18 protein-coding genes are annotated in these 19034 nt (G+C 55.1%); 17 read left to right on the top strand and 1 reads right to left on the bottom strand.

What is annotated here, in order from left to right; genetic code table 11:
• From B3X29_RS01225 to B3X29_RS22555, 17 genes are all read left to right on the top strand, one after another.
• Nucleotides 1-351: a hypothetical protein gene (locus tag B3X29_RS01225; RefSeq protein ID WP_103179519.1), complete on the top strand. Its 351-nt coding sequence runs from the start codon at nucleotides 1-3 to the stop codon at nucleotides 349-351.
• 1 nt (nucleotide 352) lies between these two features.
• The gene (locus tag B3X29_RS01220) at nucleotides 353-961 is read left to right on the top strand and encodes a hypothetical protein (protein ID WP_290503231.1); all 609 of its coding nucleotides are present in this window, start codon (nucleotides 353-355) and stop codon (nucleotides 959-961) included.
• Nucleotides 933-1343: a phage tail terminator-like protein gene (locus B3X29_RS01215; RefSeq protein WP_103179521.1), complete on the top strand. Its 411-nt coding sequence runs from the start codon at nucleotides 933-935 to the stop codon at nucleotides 1341-1343. The genes B3X29_RS01220 and B3X29_RS01215 overlap by 29 nt, the downstream gene beginning before the upstream one ends.
• A 49-nt stretch (nucleotides 1344-1392) precedes the next feature.
• Nucleotides 1393-2070, top strand: a complete 678-nt coding sequence (locus B3X29_RS01210; RefSeq protein WP_103179522.1) for a phage tail protein — start codon at nucleotides 1393-1395, stop codon at nucleotides 2068-2070.
• A gap of 51 nt (nucleotides 2071-2121) precedes the next feature.
• Nucleotides 2122-2433 carry a phage tail assembly chaperone gene (locus B3X29_RS01205; protein WP_290503229.1) on the top strand — a complete coding sequence of 104 codons (312 nt, stop codon included), beginning with the start codon at nucleotides 2122-2124 and terminating at the stop codon, nucleotides 2431-2433.
• A complete protein-coding gene (locus tag B3X29_RS01200; protein WP_349679525.1) occupies nucleotides 2433-2744 on the top strand; it encodes a DUF1799 domain-containing protein in 312 nt (103 codons plus the stop codon). The genes B3X29_RS01205 and B3X29_RS01200 overlap by 1 nt, the downstream gene beginning before the upstream one ends.
• On the top strand, nucleotides 2744-6109 hold the full coding sequence (locus B3X29_RS01195) for a phage tail tape measure protein (RefSeq protein ID WP_290503228.1): 3366 nt from the start codon (nucleotides 2744-2746) through the stop codon (nucleotides 6107-6109). The genes B3X29_RS01200 and B3X29_RS01195 overlap by 1 nt, the downstream gene beginning before the upstream one ends.
• Before the next feature lie 57 nt (nucleotides 6110-6166).
• A complete protein-coding gene (locus B3X29_RS01190; protein ID WP_290503226.1) occupies nucleotides 6167-6553 on the top strand; it encodes a hypothetical protein in 387 nt (128 codons plus the stop codon).
• A gap of 55 nt (nucleotides 6554-6608) precedes the next feature.
• Nucleotides 6609-6959: a phage tail protein gene (locus B3X29_RS01185; protein WP_290503225.1), complete on the top strand. Its 351-nt coding sequence runs from the start codon at nucleotides 6609-6611 to the stop codon at nucleotides 6957-6959.
• Nucleotides 6959-7729 (top strand): phage minor tail protein L, encoded by a 771-nt coding sequence (locus B3X29_RS01180; RefSeq protein ID WP_290503223.1) that lies wholly within the window; start codon nucleotides 6959-6961, stop codon nucleotides 7727-7729. The genes B3X29_RS01185 and B3X29_RS01180 overlap by 1 nt, the downstream gene beginning before the upstream one ends.
• 98 nt (nucleotides 7730-7827) lie before the next feature.
• Complete coding sequence (locus B3X29_RS01175) at nucleotides 7828-8577, top strand: hypothetical protein (protein ID WP_290503220.1); 750 nt, start codon at nucleotides 7828-7830, stop codon at nucleotides 8575-8577.
• A 42-nt stretch (nucleotides 8578-8619) separates the two neighbouring features.
• Entirely contained in the window at nucleotides 8620-9351 is a 732-nt protein-coding gene (locus B3X29_RS01170; RefSeq protein ID WP_290503219.1) for a C40 family peptidase, read from the top strand.
• Nucleotides 9339-9932 carry a tail assembly protein gene (locus B3X29_RS01165; protein WP_290503218.1) on the top strand — a complete coding sequence of 198 codons (594 nt, stop codon included), beginning with the start codon at nucleotides 9339-9341 and terminating at the stop codon, nucleotides 9930-9932. Before B3X29_RS01170 ends, B3X29_RS01165 begins: the two co-directional genes overlap by 13 nt.
• Before the next feature lie 55 nt (nucleotides 9933-9987).
• Nucleotides 9988-14919 (top strand): TipJ family phage tail tip protein, encoded by a 4932-nt coding sequence (gene gpJ, locus B3X29_RS01160; protein ID WP_290503217.1) that lies wholly within the window; start codon nucleotides 9988-9990, stop codon nucleotides 14917-14919.
• A gap of 63 nt (nucleotides 14920-14982) precedes the next feature.
• Nucleotides 14983-16662, top strand: a complete 1680-nt coding sequence (locus tag B3X29_RS01155; protein ID WP_290503215.1) for a phage head spike fiber domain-containing protein — start codon at nucleotides 14983-14985, stop codon at nucleotides 16660-16662.
• Nucleotides 16662-16964, top strand: a complete 303-nt coding sequence (locus tag B3X29_RS01150) for a hypothetical protein (RefSeq protein WP_290503214.1) — start codon at nucleotides 16662-16664, stop codon at nucleotides 16962-16964. The genes B3X29_RS01155 and B3X29_RS01150 overlap by 1 nt, the downstream gene beginning before the upstream one ends.
• A gap of 10 nt (nucleotides 16965-16974) precedes the next feature.
• Nucleotides 16975-17829 (top strand): hypothetical protein, encoded by an 855-nt coding sequence (locus B3X29_RS22555; protein ID WP_414672017.1) that lies wholly within the window; start codon nucleotides 16975-16977, stop codon nucleotides 17827-17829.
• Nucleotides 17830-18790: 961 nt separating this feature from the next.
• On the opposite strand, the gene B3X29_RS01140 is transcribed toward B3X29_RS22555, so the two are convergent.
• A partial coding sequence (locus B3X29_RS01140) for an ArsC/Spx/MgsR family protein (protein WP_290503213.1) occupies nucleotides 18791-19034 on the bottom strand: 244 nt, incomplete at its 5' end.

Below are 19034 nucleotides of genomic sequence, written 5' to 3'. Positions count from 1 at the left end.
ATGCCTGTTAACTACACCCGCATGAGAACCACCAGCACGCGCCTGCTCACTGAAAACGGCGCGGCGTACCCGGTAAAGCGCAAGGGCGTCATGACGGTCACCGGCGGAGTTGAACATCGCGAGCCGGATAAGAGCTTCACTGCTATCGGCGTGCGGACTGAGTATAAACCCGGCGAAATTGACGGCACGGTCATCATAAACGGCGACACGCGCATTGTGTTTACTGCTGATACCGAGCTGCGCACCGGTGACATGGTGGATGTGGACGGCAAATGGTACCGCATTGAAAAGCCCAACCCGGTTAAGCCTGGCAAACTGCTGCTGTGCTACCGGGCCCAGCTGAGGGCATAGCATGTCAGATAACCAGGCGTTTATGGTGTCCATTAATGCGTTCGTTAGCCAGGCAAAGGAGCGACAGGAGGAAGTGGTGCGCGTGGTCGGCATCAAAATCCTGGCGCGGCTGGTGCAGATGTCCCCTGTCGGCAATCCAGAGCTGTGGGCAGTCAACCAGACGGCGGCGGCCTATAACGCGGCGGTCTCCGAGCACAACAGCCAACTGCGGCAGAATCCGGGCAACCTGACTAAAGCAGGGCGGCTGCGGCCGGGTCGTAAGGTTAACGACAGCATGGACCTAAAGGCACCGCCGGGCTATACGGGCGGGCGTTTTCGCGGCAACTGGCAGGTGTCGTTTGACCAGCGGGCAACGGGCGAGACAGGGCGCATCGATAAGGCTGGCCACGAGACGATCGCCGCAGGTAACCTGGTGCTGGAGCAGTTCAAAGTCGGTACCACAGCGGTCTATTTCTGCAACAACGTCCCGTACGCCTACCCGCTGGAGATGGGGCATTCGAGTCAGGCGCCTGGCGGCATGGTGCGAATCACCGCCGCCGAGTTCCAGCGGTACTTCAGCGAGGCAGTCAGCGAGGTTAAAAATGATACCGGACATCACAACGGCGCTTGAGGCGATGCTGGGTCTGTGGTCTGACGGCGAGGGCGTGCCGGTAGCGTGGGATAACATTCAGTTCGACCCGCCAGGCGACGGACTGTATCTGATCTCCCACGATCTGCCTGCGCAGCCGTACAGCATCGATATGGCTGGTGGCTGCCGGGTCTACCCCGGCGTGTATCAGGTCACTGTTGTCGCGCCAGCGGGTGGCGGCAAATCACAGGTCAGAGCGCTGGCCCGCCGCGTCGCCGGGCTGTTCCCGGAGAATAAGGAAATTCCCGGCGACGGCTTTACCGCCTGGGTGACATCACCGCCCGCCATCTACCCCGGCATACCGGACGGCGTGTCCTACTCCATCCCCGTCAGCATCAACTACCGGGCTGATATCTCAGCCTGATCATCCCCTCCGGCTCTGCCGGTTTTATATTTCTACACGGAGAATCCCTATGGGCTTCGCATTACCCAATGGTGCCACGGTATTCGTCGGCTCGAAACTCGCCACGCCTGTGGCGGTAACGGGCGTGAGCAATGCCGCAGGCGCCGTCTTTACCGTTGCAAACGGCCACGGCCTCGCTGTTGGCGATGTGGTGCTGGTTTCCAGCGGCTGGGCACTGATTGACAGCCTGGTGGCGCGTGTCACCGCGCAGACGACCACCAGCGTGACGATCGGGGTGATTAACAGCACCGATACCAACTTCTTCCCGGCTGGCTCGGGTGCTGGTTCACTCAGCAAAGTATCCGAGTGGACTGAAATCCCGCAGATCACCGAGGTTGCACAGTCCGGCGGCGATCAGCAGTACACGCAGATCCAGTTCCTTGCCGATGACCGTCAGCGCAACCTGGCGACCTACAAGGCGGCCAAGTCGCAGACCTTCACCATGGCGCACGACTCCACGCTGCCGATTTACAGCGTGCTGTCAGCTGCCGATCGTTCCGGCGATACACTGCCGCTGCGCATGTACGTACCAAAGGCAAAAGAGATGCGATACTGGTCCGGAAAAGCTTCTTTTGATCCACAGCCGACCACTGCCGTAAACAACGTCGAAACGGTACAGCCTGCATTTGCTATCCAGTCCCGCGATATCACCTTCTACAAAGACGCCGCTCCGCAGGCGGCTGTCTGATTCACCCTTTAACAGGCCCGTCAGCGGGCCTTTCTTTCTGCCGAGGAACACATGGCCACTAAATTCCAGCTTCAGCCCAAACCCACGTTTAAAGCCAACGTCACGATCCCGCGCGCCGGTGAAGATGACGGCATGCTTACGTTTACTTTCCGCCACAAGCCGCTTAAGGAGCTGGCCGCACTGGAGACGCTGGAAGGTAAGACCGCCATCGATTTTCTGGTGGAGATCACCGAAGGCTGGGCACTGCCTGACGCGTTCAGCCAGGAAAATCTTGAAGTGCTGCTGGACAACTATCCGGGCGCAATGAAAGCGATCGTCGGCACCTATTACCGCGAACTGACGGGTAACCGCGAAAAAAACTAATAGCGGTTGCCTCGGCATTTTATACGCCTGAACCCTCCACCGAAGACCTGGCCGCGTTCGGCCTGAGTGCTGATGACTACACCGAAGAAGAGCAGACCGTTGAGGTATGGCCGGACGTCTGGCCCGCGTTCGCTGTCTTCCAGTCAATGGGCACCCAGTGGCGCACGGGCATGGGCGGCATCACCGGGCTGGATTACAACGTGCTGCCCTGGCTGATGAAGCTTAATGGTGTGGAGGATGAGGCAACCGCGTTAACGGATATCCGCGTAATGGAAAGCGCGGCGCTGAAGATTGTCCATCAGGGGGCTTAATGTCTGATATTGCAACGATTTCGCTCCGGGTGAATACCGCCGAGCTGGAGCGCGGCAACAAGGCGCTGGACGATTTCCAACAGACGGCTGGCGGCGCCGCAAATAAGGCCGATGATCTGAACTCGGTATTTCGCGCGGGTGCATCCGATCAGAAAAAGAATACCCAGAGCCTGAAAGAGCAGCAGCAGGAGCTGCAGAACCTGCTGAATAAAATCAGTCCGGTGAACAGGGCGCTGGGTGAGCTGGACAACCTGCAGGAAAGCCTGAGCAGGTTCCGTAAGAGCGGACTGGTGCCTGATGAGGATTACTCCCGCTACAACAGCGTCCTGGAAACTACCCGAGAGAAACTCGGCAGGGTCATGGAGGCCGAGACTGCTGAAGGGCAGGAACGGTTAAAGCAGGCGCAGGAGACGCAGCGCGCCACCGCCGCGCAGGAAAACTTCCTCAGATCCATTACTGACCAGGCGGCGACTTTCCGCGCCAGTAAGGCGGATATGGCCGAGTACCGGGCAGCGCAAATGGGGATCGCCGAGGAAGCTGCCCCGGTTATTGCTCGACTGCGGGAGCAGGAGCGCGCCGTCCAGCAGGAGGCTGCCCAGCGGCAGATTGCAGCCCAGCAGTCGCGCATGCTGAAAGAAGCGATCGCCGAGCTGGAGGCAACAGAGCGGGCTGAGGCTGCGGAACTCAGGCGTAACCAGAACATTCGCGATTCGTTCATCTCTTCGCTTCAGGACCAGGCGAGCGCAATGGGCAAGACGCGGATCGAGCTGCTGGAGATGAGAGCCGCTCAGCTCGGTGTGTCGGAGCAGGCCGCCCCGTTCATCGCAAAGCTTGGCGAGCAGGAAAGGGTGTTCAATAAAGGCACACTCAGCGCCGGGCAATATCAGCAGGCCCTGAGGATGCTTCCCGCACAGTTCACTGATATTGCCACTTCCATTGCAGGTGGCATGCCGTTATGGATGGTGCTGATCCAGCAGGGCGGGCAAATCAGTGACTCATTCGGTGGTATTGGTGGGTTGTTTCAAGTCATCAAGGAAGAGTTGCTGGGAATTAAAGATGCGTCTGATGATTCTTCAGAATCTCTTTCTGAAAATGCCAACGCACTGGCAGAGAATGCCGAGCACGCCAGCGGCCTGTTGCGGTTTCTGACACCAGCCAGGCTGGCTGTGGGTGGTTTTACTGCGATCCTTGGCGGTATGGCTATAGCCGCATGGCAGGCCGAGCAGGCTAATCGCGAGCTTTATCAGGCGATCGTGTTAACCGGCGGAGCGTCTGCGACGTCTACAGCCCAGCTATGGAAAATGGCTGAACAAATAGGTGAGAACACGACCGCCAGCACCAACTCAGTTGCTGAAACCCTGGCCCGCCTGGCCCAGTCAGGGAAGTTCACCACCGCCCAGCTGCAACTCGTGGCGCAGACCTCCCAGCAATGGACACAGGTAATGGGTAGTGGGGCCGAAAAAATTGAAGCCTCGTTTGCCGAAATAATGAAATCGCCGGTCAAGGCGCTGGCTGAACTGAACTCCCAGTATAACTTTCTGTCGGTCTCGCAATTAAATTATATCGCCGGGCTGGAGGACTCAGATAAAAAACAAGAAGCTGTCAGCGAGGGCATGCGGATTTTTGCCGATACGATGCAAAAGCGTATGCAGCAAATTGATGATGCAAGCACGCCTCTGGAACAGATGTGGGATAGCATAAAAAAATGGTCTGCCGACGCCTGGAAGTGGGTGGGAGATCATACTATCGGTGCTCTTAATCTGATCATCGATGTCGTCGCAGGAACAGTTGAGCAGGTCCAGATTTTACTGAAGCAGGGTGATGTCCTCATTGCCGAGTTTGCCAACTCCGCGTATGAGAAAACCAAAAATATTCCCGGCATGAAGTCCTTGTTCGGGGATATGGCTACAGACAATAAAGCATTTATTGCCCAGACCAAAAAAGACATTGCTGAGCTGGAGAAATCCTACACTGCACGCGATGCGCGAGTACGTAAAGGTGAAACGGGCTATGTAAACCGTGACAGGAGCACAACGGTAGACAGCGGCCCGAACCAGCAAAGCAAGGTTACTGACCGAGCGCAGCAAATACTGAAAGACCGACAGAAAAAGAACAGAGGGGCGGCGGTTTCTGCTGGAGACAGCGCAGAAGACAAAGCGCAGGCTGATCTGCTGGCCCTTCAGGCGCAGCTCAGGGTTCTGAAAGAGCACCAGGGCATTAATGACGTTATCAGTCAGCAGCGTAAGGATTTATGGAAAACCGAGGCGCAGTTTGCCGTACTGGAGGAAGCCGCCGGTAAGCGCAAGCTCTCCAAGCAGGAACAATCCCTGCTGGCCAGCAAAGACCAGGTATTGGCGCTGGCGCGCCAGAAGGCGCTGCTGGGTGACCAGATCACCGCCCAGGAGCAGCTGAACAAGCGCATGGACACGGCCAGCAAATATGTCACGCAGATGGCAGAGAAGCGGGCCGGGCTTGAATCAGGCGCAACGATGAGCGACAGGCTGGCAGGCCGCCAGACGGCGCTCTCTCAGCTGCGCAGTGGCTGGATTAATGCTGGCGGCAGCCTTGAGGATGAGGGCTACCAGAAGGAGCTTAAAGCTGCTAACGACTACTACGAAGCGGAGGATAAGCTTCGCGGTGACTGGCGGGCTGGCTTTAAAAAGGGCTGGGCTGAATATCTGGATTCCGCGACGAATGTCTACGCCTCCATGCAAAGCGTGGCGCAGTCAACGCTTGGCGGCATTTCTGACATGCTGACAAACCTCGTCACTACCGGGAAAGCGAGCTTCAAGAGCTTTGCAGCTTCGATGATGAAGATGATTGCTGATGTCATCAATCGTCTGCTGGTGGCCTATGCCGTACAGTCCGCACTGGGATGGGTCACTGGCAGCATCAGCGGAGGCGCCAGTGGAGGAAGCACGCCATCAGGTGTCTACACCAGCGCCGCTAACTCAGGCGTAAGCCTCTATGACTCTGGTGGTTATACCGGACCTGGCGGCAAATTTGAGCCTGCAGGCATCGTCCATAAGGATGAGTTTGTTTTCACAAAAGAGGCCACCAGCGCGCTGGGCGTCGATAACCTCTACGCCCTGATGCACAACGCCCAGGGTTATGCCAGCGGTGGGGTTGTCGGTCGGGCACCCATGTTCGGCCTAGGCAATAACGCAGGTGCGGCCAGTATGGCGCCAGTGATACAAACCACCGTACACGTCGATGCCAACGGCAATGCTTCATCGCAATCAGAAGGCTCTGGCGATGCAATGGGCCGGGCGCTGGCGGCAGAGATGCAGAATGCAGCCACCCAAATAGTGCAGAAGCACATCAAGAACGGTGGACTTATTTATAACTTCGTTAAAGGTCGTTAGTGTTTCATCCGTCCCTTCGTTATCATGTTTAAAAGAACAATAATCAAGGGGATGTTAGTGTTCAGAAAAATGTGTATTAAGATTTTCAAGACCATTGGTTTGCTCATTCTTCTTTTCGTTGTACTTGTTATTGCCTCTGTAGTTAATAGACCAACTGAAGCGGAGCGAAAGCAAAAAGAACAAAAGGAGATTTCTGATAAAAAACTAGATGATCTGAGAGGGCTATGCGAAGCCTACGTTAAAATGTCAGTCATCAACAAAAGCACCTTAGATATGTCTATGTTTGATGCGGAGAGATTGCAGGGGAGCGATGGAAAGCTGTACGCAACGCAGGAGTTTAAAGCTAAAAACAAATTTGGTCTTGAACAGAAATTCAAGGCAATTTGTATTGAAGACAAAAAAGGTAAAACCGACTTCAGAATTGAAGAGGTAGTCAGTTCTTAAATTACACCTTTATATTATCAACCCACCGTAAGGTGGGTTTTTTTATGGAGTAAATATGGCAGTCGAAACTTATAAATGGCCCGTCCAGCTGGGCGGCGGGGCTATTGAGTACGACCAGACGATCCGCTCAGCCCAGTTTGGCGATGGGTACGAACAGGTCGCCGAGAACGGTATTAATTCCACCGCCATACAGGTGCCGATGAAATACGCAGGTAAAGACGATGAGGTCAACGAGATACGCGCCTTCCTGCTGGCCCACACTATTAAAGCTTTCATCATCACCCCGCCGGGAGAAGAAAAAGGGCTTTATCGCGTTGTTGCGAATTCGATTCGAAAGAACCAGCTAAGTAACAATGCCGCCGAGCTGATTTTTACCATCAAACGGGCCTACGGAGTCTACGCATAATGGCACTTGTCGATCAGGCGGCGATGCTGGCACCAGGTGGCAGGGTCCGCCTGGTCGAAGTGGACGCCTCCGAGTTCAGTGGCGGGCTCTACCGCTTTCACTACGCACCTTTCCCCCACACGCCAGCGGAAATCGACGCAGCGAACGGCGACGAGGCCCGACTGGGGCCGAAGCCGATAATCTGGGCTGGTGACGCTTATGAGTTCTGGCCCTTCCAGATGACCGGGCTGGAGCTGTCAACGGATCAGGCCGCAGAGCCGACGCTCAGCGTTTCCAATCTCGATGGACATATCACCGCACTGTGCCTTCAGTTTAAAGATATGGTTAACGCAAAGGTTAGCATCATTGACACCTACGCCGTATACCTTGATGCGGTGAACTTCCCTGGCGGCGTTAACCCGACAGCAGACCCGACCGCCTTCTCCCTGCAAACCTTCTGGCTTGATACCAAAACGGCTGAAGACGATGAGGTTGTTTCGTGGTCACTGAGCAGTCCGGCAGACCTGCAGGGGCAGGTGATCCCGACCCGGCAGATAACCTCGCTCTGCGAGTGGGCGCTGCGCGGGCAATACCGCAGCGGTGACGGCTGCACCTACAACGGCACGGCGTATTTTGATGCGAAAGGCAATGCGGTTGCTGACCCGGCGCTGGACGTGTGCGGCGGCTGCCTCAGTGACTGCCGTAAACGCTTCGGTGCCGGGCTGGCAGAGCCTAACGCGGCGAACCTCGACTTTGGCGGGTTTCCAGGAACAATTTTGTTCGTTAGGTAGGTTATAATGGACCTGTCCGGCTAGGGTAGCTCGCGAATCCGCAGAACGTAGACTGTGTGCCGGACTCCATTTTCTACGGAGCCTGCTACGAGGTTTGCATGTCAAAAGTTATCGTTACTCCTGGTGATGTATATGGTCTGCTCAGAATAATTAATGAAACCGAACCCCCTTCGCATATCAAATCGAAGAATCGGCGATTCGTGTTATGCAAGTGTGAATGCGGAACGGAAAAAGTGATTATGCTGAACTCTCTCCGAACTGGCGTCACCGTTTCGTGTGGTTGTTACCATCGCGAGCAGGCATCTAAGATTTTCAATGGGAAGGGAATAGCATCATATTCGGGATATCGCTCCTGGAGAGCGATGCTTAATAGGTGCAATAATATTAATGATAAGGATTATCGACAATACGGCGGAAGGGGAATAACAGTTTGCGATAGGTGGCTTGACCCCGTTAAGTTTGCGCATGACATGGGTGAGAAGCCTAAAGGATTCTCAATTGAGCGCATAAATAACGACAAAGGTTATTCTCCATATAATTGCCGGTGGGCCATCTCTAAAGAGCAAGGTCGCAATAAGCGCAATAACCACACCGTTATAGTTAACGGTGAGTCGGTAACAATGAGTGCCGCGTGGCAATCAAGCGGCATGAAAGAATCAACTTTTTATAACAGGCTGAACCTCGGGATGAGCGTCGACGAGGCCCTGGCAAAACCTGTACGCAGCCGAATCCCTTACGTCATTTTGAATGGGGAAAAAATGCAGTTCAAGGAAGCTGTGCTGCGGACTGGCATTAGCAAATATATTCTCAGAAAAAAAGTTATGCCAGACCTATCCATAACCATCTAAAAATCCAAACCCGCTTCGGCGGGTTTTTTTATGGACATCAAAATGAACAAAACCATTATGGCGGCGATCCGTGCGCATGCGCTGGAGGAATCCCCGCGCGAGTGCTGCGGCTTCGTCATCCAGTCGGGGCGACGCCAGCGTTACATCCCGGTACCGAACAGCCACGAAAACCCGACGGAGCATTTCCGCATTGACGGCGAGCACTGGGCGAACGCTGAGGATGTCGGAACCATCATCCGGGTCATTCACTCCCACCCAGGCGACGGCGCACGACCTATCCCGTCAGACCTCGATCGCCAGCAGTGCAATAACTCCGGCGTGGTCTGGGGCATCTATGCGCCGGACTGCGATGAATACGCAGAAATAACGCCGGACGCCATCCCGCTGATTGGCCGCCCGTTCATTCTGGGCTCGCACGACTGCTGGGGGCTGGTCATGGACTGGCATGCCACCCAGGGCGTGATGCTTAACGATTTTCGCGTGGATTACCCGTGGTGGGAAAGCCAGTACCCGGACAACCTTTATTTCGAGAACTGGGAGCGGGAAGGGTTTGTCGAATGCGATCCGGCGCCCGGCTGCATGGTCATCATGCAGGTGGAGTCTGCCAAGTGGAACCACGCGGGGATCATCACCGAAGAAGGCGAACTGCTCCACCACCTGTACGGGCAGCCATCCTGCATCACGCCATATGCCCGCGGTTACTTCAAAGACCGGACCATGATCTGCGTTCGCCACAAAGACCTGCCGCAGGAGATACAGCCATGGCGCGCTTAACCACTATTCGATTGTACGGCGTGCTGGGAGCCCGGTTTGGCCGCGTTCACAGGCTTGCAGTCCAGACTTCAGCAGAGGCAGTGAAGGCGCTCTGTATCAACCTGGACGGGCTGGAAAGCTACCTGATGAACGCCAAAAAGAACGGAATGACTTTTGCGGTGTTCCGCGGTAAGCGCAACATCGGCGTGAATGACTTCAAGGGGCTGTCAGGGGACACCGATATCCGCATCGCACCAGTGATGGAGGGGGCCAAAAAAGCCGGCATTTTTCAAACCATCCTTGGTGCCGTGATGGTGGTTGCGGGCATTGTAGTATCGGGTCTCTCTGCTGGTTGGGCTGGGCCAGTTGGTGGGGCGATGATATCCGCTGGTATCGGCATGATGGCCGGCGGCATTTACCAGATGCTCTCGCCGCAGCCCAAAGGCCTGCAGGGGCGCGACGATCCCGATAACAAACCCAGCTATGCCTTCGGCGGCGCAGTGAATACCCTGGCAATGGGTAACCCGGTCGCGCTGCTGTATGGCGAGCGCGAGATCGGCGGTGCCATTATCAGTGCGGGGATCGTGGCTGAGGACATCTGACGACTTCTTACTCTTCAATTAGCACCCAATCGGGTGCTTTTTTTATGGATGCAATATGGCAACGATTACTGGTGCAAAGGGCGGCAGCCAGAAGCAGCACACGCCTGTTGAGCAGCCTGATTCAGCTCAGTCTATGGCGCGCTGCCGCATGCTGCTGGCGCTTGGCGAGGGTGAGTTTGCTGGTGGGCTGGATGCGACCCGGATTTTCCTCGACGGCACGCCGCTGGGCAATGCCGACGGCTCAATGAACTTTGAGAACGTCTCCTGGGATTTTCGTCCCGGCACACAGACCCAGATGCCGATCCCCGGTTTTCCCGCGGTTGAGAACGAGACCAGCATCGGCGTATCGCTGACGAAGGCCACCCCCTGGACCCGCGCTATCAGCAATACCCAGATTGATGCGGTGCTGGTGCGTATTGGTATCCCTGGGTTACAGCAGCAGGAGAACGACGCCGATATCGTCGGCACTACCGTCGCGTATCACATTGATGTTGCGGTTGATGGCGGGGCCTATAAGACAATGCTCACCAAAACGGTAACGGAAAAGCTCAGTTCTCTGTACGAGCTGACGCACCGCATCAACCTGCCGAAAGCCACCACTGGCTGGCAGATCCGTGTGGTCCGGGACACTGCCGACAGCACCAGCCAGATGCTGCAGAACAAAACGCAGGTGCAGGCCATCACTGAGGTCATCGACGCTCGCCTGCGCTATCCGCATACCGCGCTGCTGTATGTTTCATTCAACGCCAAGGCGTTCAGCAACATCCCGAAGATTTCCTGCAAGCCGAAAGGCCGGGTTATCCGCATTCCGCAGAACTACGATCCCGACGCGCGGACGTACAGCGGCACATGGGACGGCACATTCAAATGGGGCTGGACCAATAACCCGGCGTGGATCTGGTTTGACGTGCTGACTGAACCGCGCTTTGGCCTTGGCCGCCGGGTCACGGTGGATATGCTCGATAAATGGGAGCTCTACCGCATCGCCCAGCGCTGTGACCAGCAGGTACCGGACGGGAAGGGCGGTACCGGTACAGAGCCGCGCTTTATGTTTGACGTCTATATCCAGTCGCAGGCCGACGCCTGGCAGGTGATCAAGGATATCGCTGCTGGATTCAACGGCATGACGTTCTGGGGCAACAACATGTTCAATGTTGTCTCTGATATGCCGGCAGATACCTCGAAACTGCAGATCCTCACCCGCGCATCAGTGGTGGGCAAGCCGACCTATTCCAGCGGCAGCGAAAAGACGCGATTCTCGAGCGCACTGATTAACTTCAGCGACCCGGATAACCATTATCAGGACCGCACTACCGCGGTAATGTTTCCTGACCTGGTGAAGCAGTTCAAATTCAAGCAGACGCAGCTCACGGCCATCGGCTGCACACGTGAGAGCGAGGCTCAGCGCCGCGGTGGATGGGCAGTTTATTCTAATTCACTGGACCGCATCATCACGCTGCAGACCGGACTGGACGGCTTTGCCTATGTGCCGGGTACGGTGTTTGCCTTTGCTGATGAGCGCGTCTCAGGGCGGGTTTATGGCGGGCGCGTCATGGACTATAACGCCGGGCTAAAAGCGGTAACAACTGACCGCGGTACCAGCGCAGTGGCGGGCGATACACTGATGATCCGCACCCTGGGCGGCATTGTTGAAAGCCGGGTGATCCAGGCGGTCAACGGTACGCAGTTGATTGTGGATAGGGCCTTCACAGCAGCGCCAGCGCCAAATGCCGTCTTCGTTATTGATGCCGGTCAGTTGCGCCTCCAGTATTTCCGCGTCACGAACCTGGCTTTTAACGACGAGGAGAACACCTATTCGATCACCGGCGCAGAATACAACGCATCTAAATATGATGCTGTGGACCACAATGCCCGGCTGGATATTCCGCCGATCAGCCTCATACCCACGGGGGTTGTATCACAGCCCGGCAATATCGTGGTGTCGAGTTACGAGTCGGTGCGCCAGGGCCAGCGCATAGCGACGCTGACCGCATCCTGGGATGTTCCGCTGGATAAAGCAGGTAAGCCTCAGGCCGATGTGATCGCCTATCAGGCTCAGTGGCGCCGGAACGACAGCGAGTGGATAAACGTCCCTCAGACAGGCCTTCGCAATATTGAGGTACCCGGCATTTTTGAAGGTGATTACCTGGTGCGGGTCCGGGCGATAAACTCAGGCGGGGCGTCCAGCCTGTGGGCAACGTCAACGCTGACCCATCTCAAAGGCCGGGTGGGTGATGTTCCAAAGCCAGTGAATTTCCGCACTACGCCATTGCTCTGGGGCGTGCAACTGGATTGGGATTTCCCTGCGGGCACCGGCGATACGCTGCAGACAGAAATTCAGTATTCCACGGCATCAACCGGTGCGAATCCCATGCTGCTGGCTGGCGTGCCGTATCCCCAGCAAATATACCAGCAGTTGGGCCTGAAAGCCGGGGTAGGGTTCTGGTACCGGGCGCGGCTGGTCGATCGCACCGGCAACAAGTCTGCCTGGACTGACTTCATTCAGGGCAGCAGCAGCTCGGTTGCCGCTGATTACCTGGTGGATATCGATAACCAGATCAAACAGACCGACGCCTATAAGAACCTTGTTTCGGACATCACGGATCTGGGTGATGATCTAAAGTCTGCGCATGACGACATCAAGACGGTTACGACGGAATCGGCGACGACGAAAGCAGGTCTGGCGCAGGAAGTCACGGACCGAAAGAAAGCCATCACCGACGAGGCCGCCGCGCGCGGGCAGGCGCTGCTGACCGAGAAGAACGAGCGTCTGGCGGATATCAGCAACGTCAACCAGACGATTCAGACCAGCACCGAATCGCTGGCGCAGCAGATCGCCCAGGTATCAGCTGGCACCGGCTCGCAGTTCGATCCGGCCAAAATCTGGTATTTCGATACATCAGTCGAGGGCTGGTCCGGGAACGGGACACCGACCATTGTCGATGGCTGGCTTCGTCCTGCTAACCATGCATCTGATCCTTGGGTGTCATCACCGGGCTCGCTGGGCATAACAGCTGCTGCTTATCGCTTTCTGAAGCTGCGCATCAAGAAAGTGGGTACTCCCGCCTGGGTGGGGGAAATTCGCTGGCGCAACACGGCTGGTTTCAACGACACTAACCGGTTCACCGTGGCGGAGCCCGCTTATAACTCTGACGGCGTCGCCACACTTGAGTGTGACGATATCCCCTGGCTGGCCGACACGACGATCAACCAGATTCGACTGGACCTGTCCACGAAACAGGACGCGACGAACTACTTTCTGATTGACTGGGTGGCAGTCGGGCGGCCAACGCCGGGAGCCGGGATGGCGGCGCTGCAGCAGGAAACGGCGGCGCGCGTATCAGGTGACCAGGCGGAAGCCACGGCGCGCGAGACACTGGCGACGCAGATCCGGGGCGGCTATACCGGTGACGACCCGTCAAAACTGGCATCGGGGCTGCTGTATACCGAACGCCAGGCGCGCATCACCGCGCAGGAAGCAGAGGTGACAGAGCGGAAGAAGCTGGAGTCGACCGTCAACGCTAACCAGGCTTCCGTTACACAGGAGCTGGCGACGCTGACAACTGAGCAGGATGCTCAGGCCACTACGCTTTCGGGACTGCAGGTTACCGTCGGCAAAAACACCGCTGATATCACTACGGTCACCAAAGCCGTTGCTGATAACAATAAGGCGCAGACCACCGCGCTGGCTGCGGTTAAGGCCACGACTGACCAGAATAAGACGGATATCAGCACGGAAACCACGGCCCGCACGGATAGTGACAGCGCGCTGGGCCGCCGTATTGACAGTCTGAAAGTTGATGTGGACGGCAACACGGCCAGCCGGGACGCCGGGATTATCGGCAACGTCACCAATGCGCTCGCCAACTTCACAGCGTTCTCGGATCAGCGCGTCACGTTCGCTGTTGGCGAAACGAAAACGATGGCCGAGATCACCGACGTCAGGAAGACCTCTGCAGACGCCACAAGCGCCGTTGCGGAGCAGGTCACCTCGCTTAAGGCCACGGTTGAGCAGAACGGCCAGACCAACGCTGCCGCCATTACGCGCATTGATAAAGCCGTTACGGATCTGGAGAGCGCCACGGCGACCAGCATTCAGCAGGTCACGGCATCGATTGGGCAAACCAACGCCAACGTCCAGACGACAAGTCAGGCTGTTGCTGATATCAACGGTAAGCTGAGTGCTCAGTGGGGCGTAAAAGTCCAGGTCGAAGCGAACGGCATCAAACGTATCGCGGGTATCCAGTTGGGCATTGATGCCTCGGGCTCTTCTAACTTCCTCGTCAGCGCCGACACGTTCGCGGTGTATAACCCGACGACTACCGGACAGGAACTGGTGTTTGCGGCGACCGGCGGGCAGATGTTTTTGCGATCGGTGTTCATCCAGGATGGTTCTATGGATAACGCCAAGATCGGCAATTACCTCCAGTCCAGTAACTGGGACGGGACCGGCAACGTTGGCTGGCATATCAATAAATCCGGGTATGCCACGTTCAACGGCGTGACCGTTCGCGGGACGATCTATGCCACTGACGGGAGTTTTAAAGGCAGAGTTGAGGCGACCAGCGGGAGCTTCAGGGGCACGGTTGAAGCGACATCTTTCATTGGAGATGTAGCCAACACTGGGGTATTCCCCGACGCCACCGGCAGATCAAACGGCATCGCAACTGCGACCGTGAACATGTATTACACCGATTCCAGCAATAACGGACTCGGCAAAAACGCCGTTGTGGAGGCGATGATCTACGTGCGGGGGATTACAGGTGCGGTCACGGCCACCGTGCAGATGGTCATTGCAGGCAACATCCGCACGATTAACTACGATGTCCCCATTGGTGGGGTATGGCTCACCGCCCGACATGCGGCGTCCGGCATGGGCGGCCAGCGTATCGACGCCAGCATCACCGTTACTTCCAGTAATGCGTCGGTCGGTGTTACTGCCCCGACAATGACGGTAACGCGCGGCACCGGCTCTTTCTCCTCCTGATCCTCATAACTTCACCTCAATAACCCGGCTCCGGCTGGGTTTTTCATTTTAAGGACATCACGAATGGCAACGATTGATGACGATTTAGCGAAATCCGTCACGGAAGGATTTCGCCAGGCGCAAATTGATATCGTCAACCAGGACCTGATTTTATCGGGTACCGGTGACGTCACAGTAACGCTGGCTGACGGTTCGAAAAAGACCGGCCCGAGCTGGTCCAAGCTTATCACCGCAGCTAACGCGGCAGGAACCAGCGCCGCTGCAGCCAAAACCAGTGAAACGAATGCTCTGGCGTCAAAAAATGCAGCAGCACAAAGCGCCACGAACGCGGCAACGTCTGAGGGTAACGCACTCGCTTCGAAGAATGCCACCAAGACCTCAGAAACCAACGCCAAAACGTCTGAGACGAACGCGAAGACTTCAGAAAATAACGCCAAAACCAGCGAAACTAACGCCGCAACATCACTGGCCGCCGCGCAGTTGCTGACCTCTGTACCTTACGAAGAGGCTCCTTTTCCTGACGTCTGGTTGCCGCTCAATGATGACATGCGCCTGTTGGCGGGGTACGCGCCTTATGACCGGCTGACGATTTCCGGGCAGATTCTGGATCTGGCATCAAAGTCAGCGACCTTCACTCGGTTAACCACCGGAACGTATATCGACAAATGCGGTGTAATGCAGACCGCCGCTATTAACGAGCCACGATTTGAGCGAGAAGGTTTGTTAATGGAAGGGGTTGGCACTAACTTATATACCTACTCCGAACAGTGGGGGACGGGTTCCCGAGTCACCACGACAAATAACAGCGGTGATTCTCCTCGCGGCGACAAGACGATGGCGCTATTGGTTGAGGATACGGCTAGTGCGGAACATTATGCGCAAGACCGTAATATCGTCTTAACGTCCGGGACGATATATTGTTATTCTGTATTTGTTAAAGCTCATACAAATTCTCGTCTTTTATACTTACGGGTTGCAACTGGAACCACTGCTGGAGTTTTCTTTGATCCCGTTGCAGGAGCATTCGTTGGCGGTGCTGTCGGTGCCCATTACCTGGACCGTGGATTTGATGATCTTGGGAATGGCCTTTATCGTGTCTGGATGTCGCTCACCGCTGGAGCGACTCAGAGTAGCGTTTTCCGTCTGCAATTAGCAAAAGATGGAGTAACGGCAAGTTATGCCGGTGATGGCGTATCCGGTTTATATATTTGGGGAGCTCAATTAGAAGCTGGACCTGTCCCTACCTCGTATATTCCAACTGAGGGATCCACAGTCACCAGAGGGGCAGATTACTGGAATCTGCTACCTGAGAATGTGGGATATAAAACGTTAGCAACTAAATTTAAACGTACTGTAGCTTTTGAAGTTGTAGTAAAAGGTTTTGGGCCTTCTGCAAGTAACTACGTTGATATAGTTCGTGTGGCTGGTAGCAACAATGACATTATTTGCCGACTCAGCTCGGCAAATAGACTTACGTCATATAGGGATGGAGGGGGGACATTTGTATCTTACATCGCTAATACCCCAGGCGTTCTCGTACATAAAATAGATGGGGACGAATATTCCTTGTTCTTTAATGGGAGTACTGCTACTAGAACGCAAGTCCCGGTTAGCAACACAACATCGGCATCGGCTATTTCAAACACAACAGGCCCGTCAGGCACTACTTTTGTTTATCACATTCGCAACTTCCGTATTTGGCACCGACTATTAACCCTTAATCAAATTAAAGGACTCCGCTAATGAGAGACTTATTTCTGCGCTTTACTGACGCTAACGAAATGCGAACGCAATTAAGCGCGGCGGGGGTTATGGATGATGAGGGGCAGTGTGGTTTACATCACCCGAATATCAGTCTGGATGTGGTTGGAGTTATTACCGTGCCCGGAGAAATTCTAAATCCAGGACAAGAAAACGAAGTTATCAAATACGTCAGCCTGCCCGGATTTCACGCCAATTTGCGCGTGACAGACGATTCGCTGGAACTGGCATCGTTAGATGCCTTTGGGGTCTTCCCTGACAGCCCGTACCGGGTATGGGCATAAGGAGCACAACATGGCAAACAGAAAAGATACTATTAGCCTGGCCGCTGCGGACATCTCTGGGCTGAAGTCAGCTGCACAGCGGGATGTCGGAACGTCCTCAGGAAACGTGATGGAGGTCGGTGCTTTTGGACTGGGCAGCAGTAATTTGGCGAGCATCAACCAGGGTGATCGTAAAGGATTTGGGGCTTATAACGCCAAGATGCTGCTGGGCGGCATCGACAACAATACTGCAGTGCTGGGCATGCCCTTTGATGCCTCAACCGCATTTCAGTTTTGCTTCCCGGCACGCCTTGATGTGCCGCCTGAGTTATACCTGCGGCTGCTCAGTTCATCTCCAACGTATGACGGGAAAATCTGTAAGGTATATACCGATTCCAATACCACCAAAGCAGCCGATGGCACGTTAAAGTCAGCATCCCCAATCGTCAAAGTTTATGCCGATGGCTCTTCGGAAACGAACTATGAATCTGAAGGCGTGACCGTAACGCGCCAGGGGGAAGGCGTTTATCTCATCACGGGCTGTCTCGGGCTGAATGCTGATGCAGCGTGGGGTGGTATCGATGGCGGGTTTGATATCCCCAAAGACCGCAATCGCCAGCCGCTGATCTGGCTGGATTACAAAGTGAACCCGGACGGTTCAGTGCTGGTGAAAACGTATCATCGGACTCACCCGGGCGCGCCGGAGTTCGCCCGTAACGAACGGGAAGGTTTTAACGAAGGTGACCCAATCGACATTCCAGCGGATCAGTATGTCTCCATCCGCGTGGAGATGCCGGTGGACAGCATCTGGAATGAGCGCCAGCTGGAGGCCGCGGCTGCTATGGCTGAAACAGTCCCAGAAGAACAGCCGGATGTTCAGCCATAATTATCATCAGCCGTATCTGCGAACAACTCAAGATAGAAAAAAAGCCCGCACGGGAGCGGGCGTAACTCCCTAAGTGTTGTTATCAATCCCGCGTTCAGGGCGCAGGTTATTAACGTATCGGCAGCATAAGCCATTACTTTAGGTAGATAGCATTAGCGCTTCGTTTAAAATCATCTAAATTTAATGAAGTTGAATCCCCCTGTGCGGCGGGGCAATCCAGTTAACTGCTGAATGCAGATATGCTTGCGGCTCGTGTGACTGATAACGAGTCACCGGGAGACACCCGGCACCTGTATCAGGGTAAGCTATATGTTTGTGCTGATTTCATTTGCCTGCTTAATCGGCAGGCATTTTTTACAACTTTGAGAAGGAATCTCTGATGGCGGGAGTTGTTTTGTTAGCCGTTTTGTTTGTGCTTATCGTGTCGGGTCTTATCGGTCTTTCCCGGGCATTATTAAATATCTGGTGCGGTCCGGAGCAACATTAACTCGTTCAGGATGACGCGTGGCTCTACCCTAAACTGCGAGCGCTGCTGGTTCATTGCATTTGGTCATGTTTGTTAGTCAGTGCTTTTAAGCCTGGCTACAAAAACATTAAGAAATGTTAATCATTGCACCTTTATTTATAACGAAACTATGTATGATGTCAGTTCAGCCAGCGCCGTGAGGGTCATACCTGTTATGAAATTTCTCTGTCCTGTATGCAGAAGTAACCGGTTCTTTTTCACATCCTTCGATCCCATACAAAATCTGCCACACGGTGCGTTATGTTCTGTATGCGGAACCCGGCTTACTACGCGCTCCATCCTTCCAGCGTCGCGCAAAAGGCGCTGGCCTAAACAAGTGGTTTAGGCTTCTTGTGATACAAAGCTGACCACCTGAAGCGTCGCGAGGTCTGCTAAGAGCGAAAAGCGGACGCCCGCATAGCGTAAACAGGCGTCCGATATTTTGAAGTGGGCAGATTACTTAACCCGCTTCCCCGTTTCGTCAATGACCTTCTCGCCATCCTCTTTGGTAAACACTCCTTTCTGGCCTTCCGGTAGAATATCCAGCACTATTTCTGAAGGACGGCAAAGACGAGTGCCAAGCGGCGTAACGACAATCGGCCGATTAATCAGGATCGGATGTTGAAGCATGAAATCAATCAACTGCTCATCACTAAATTTCTCTTCATCAAGTCCCAGTTGTTCATAAGGCTCAACATTC

Source organism: Leclercia sp. UBA5076 (assembly GCF_002416465.1).
GTDB lineage: Bacteria > Pseudomonadota > Gammaproteobacteria > Enterobacterales > Enterobacteriaceae > Enterobacter.
The sequence above is the reverse complement of the archived record's forward strand: the minus strand, read 5'-3'. Positions and strand labels throughout refer to the sequence as shown.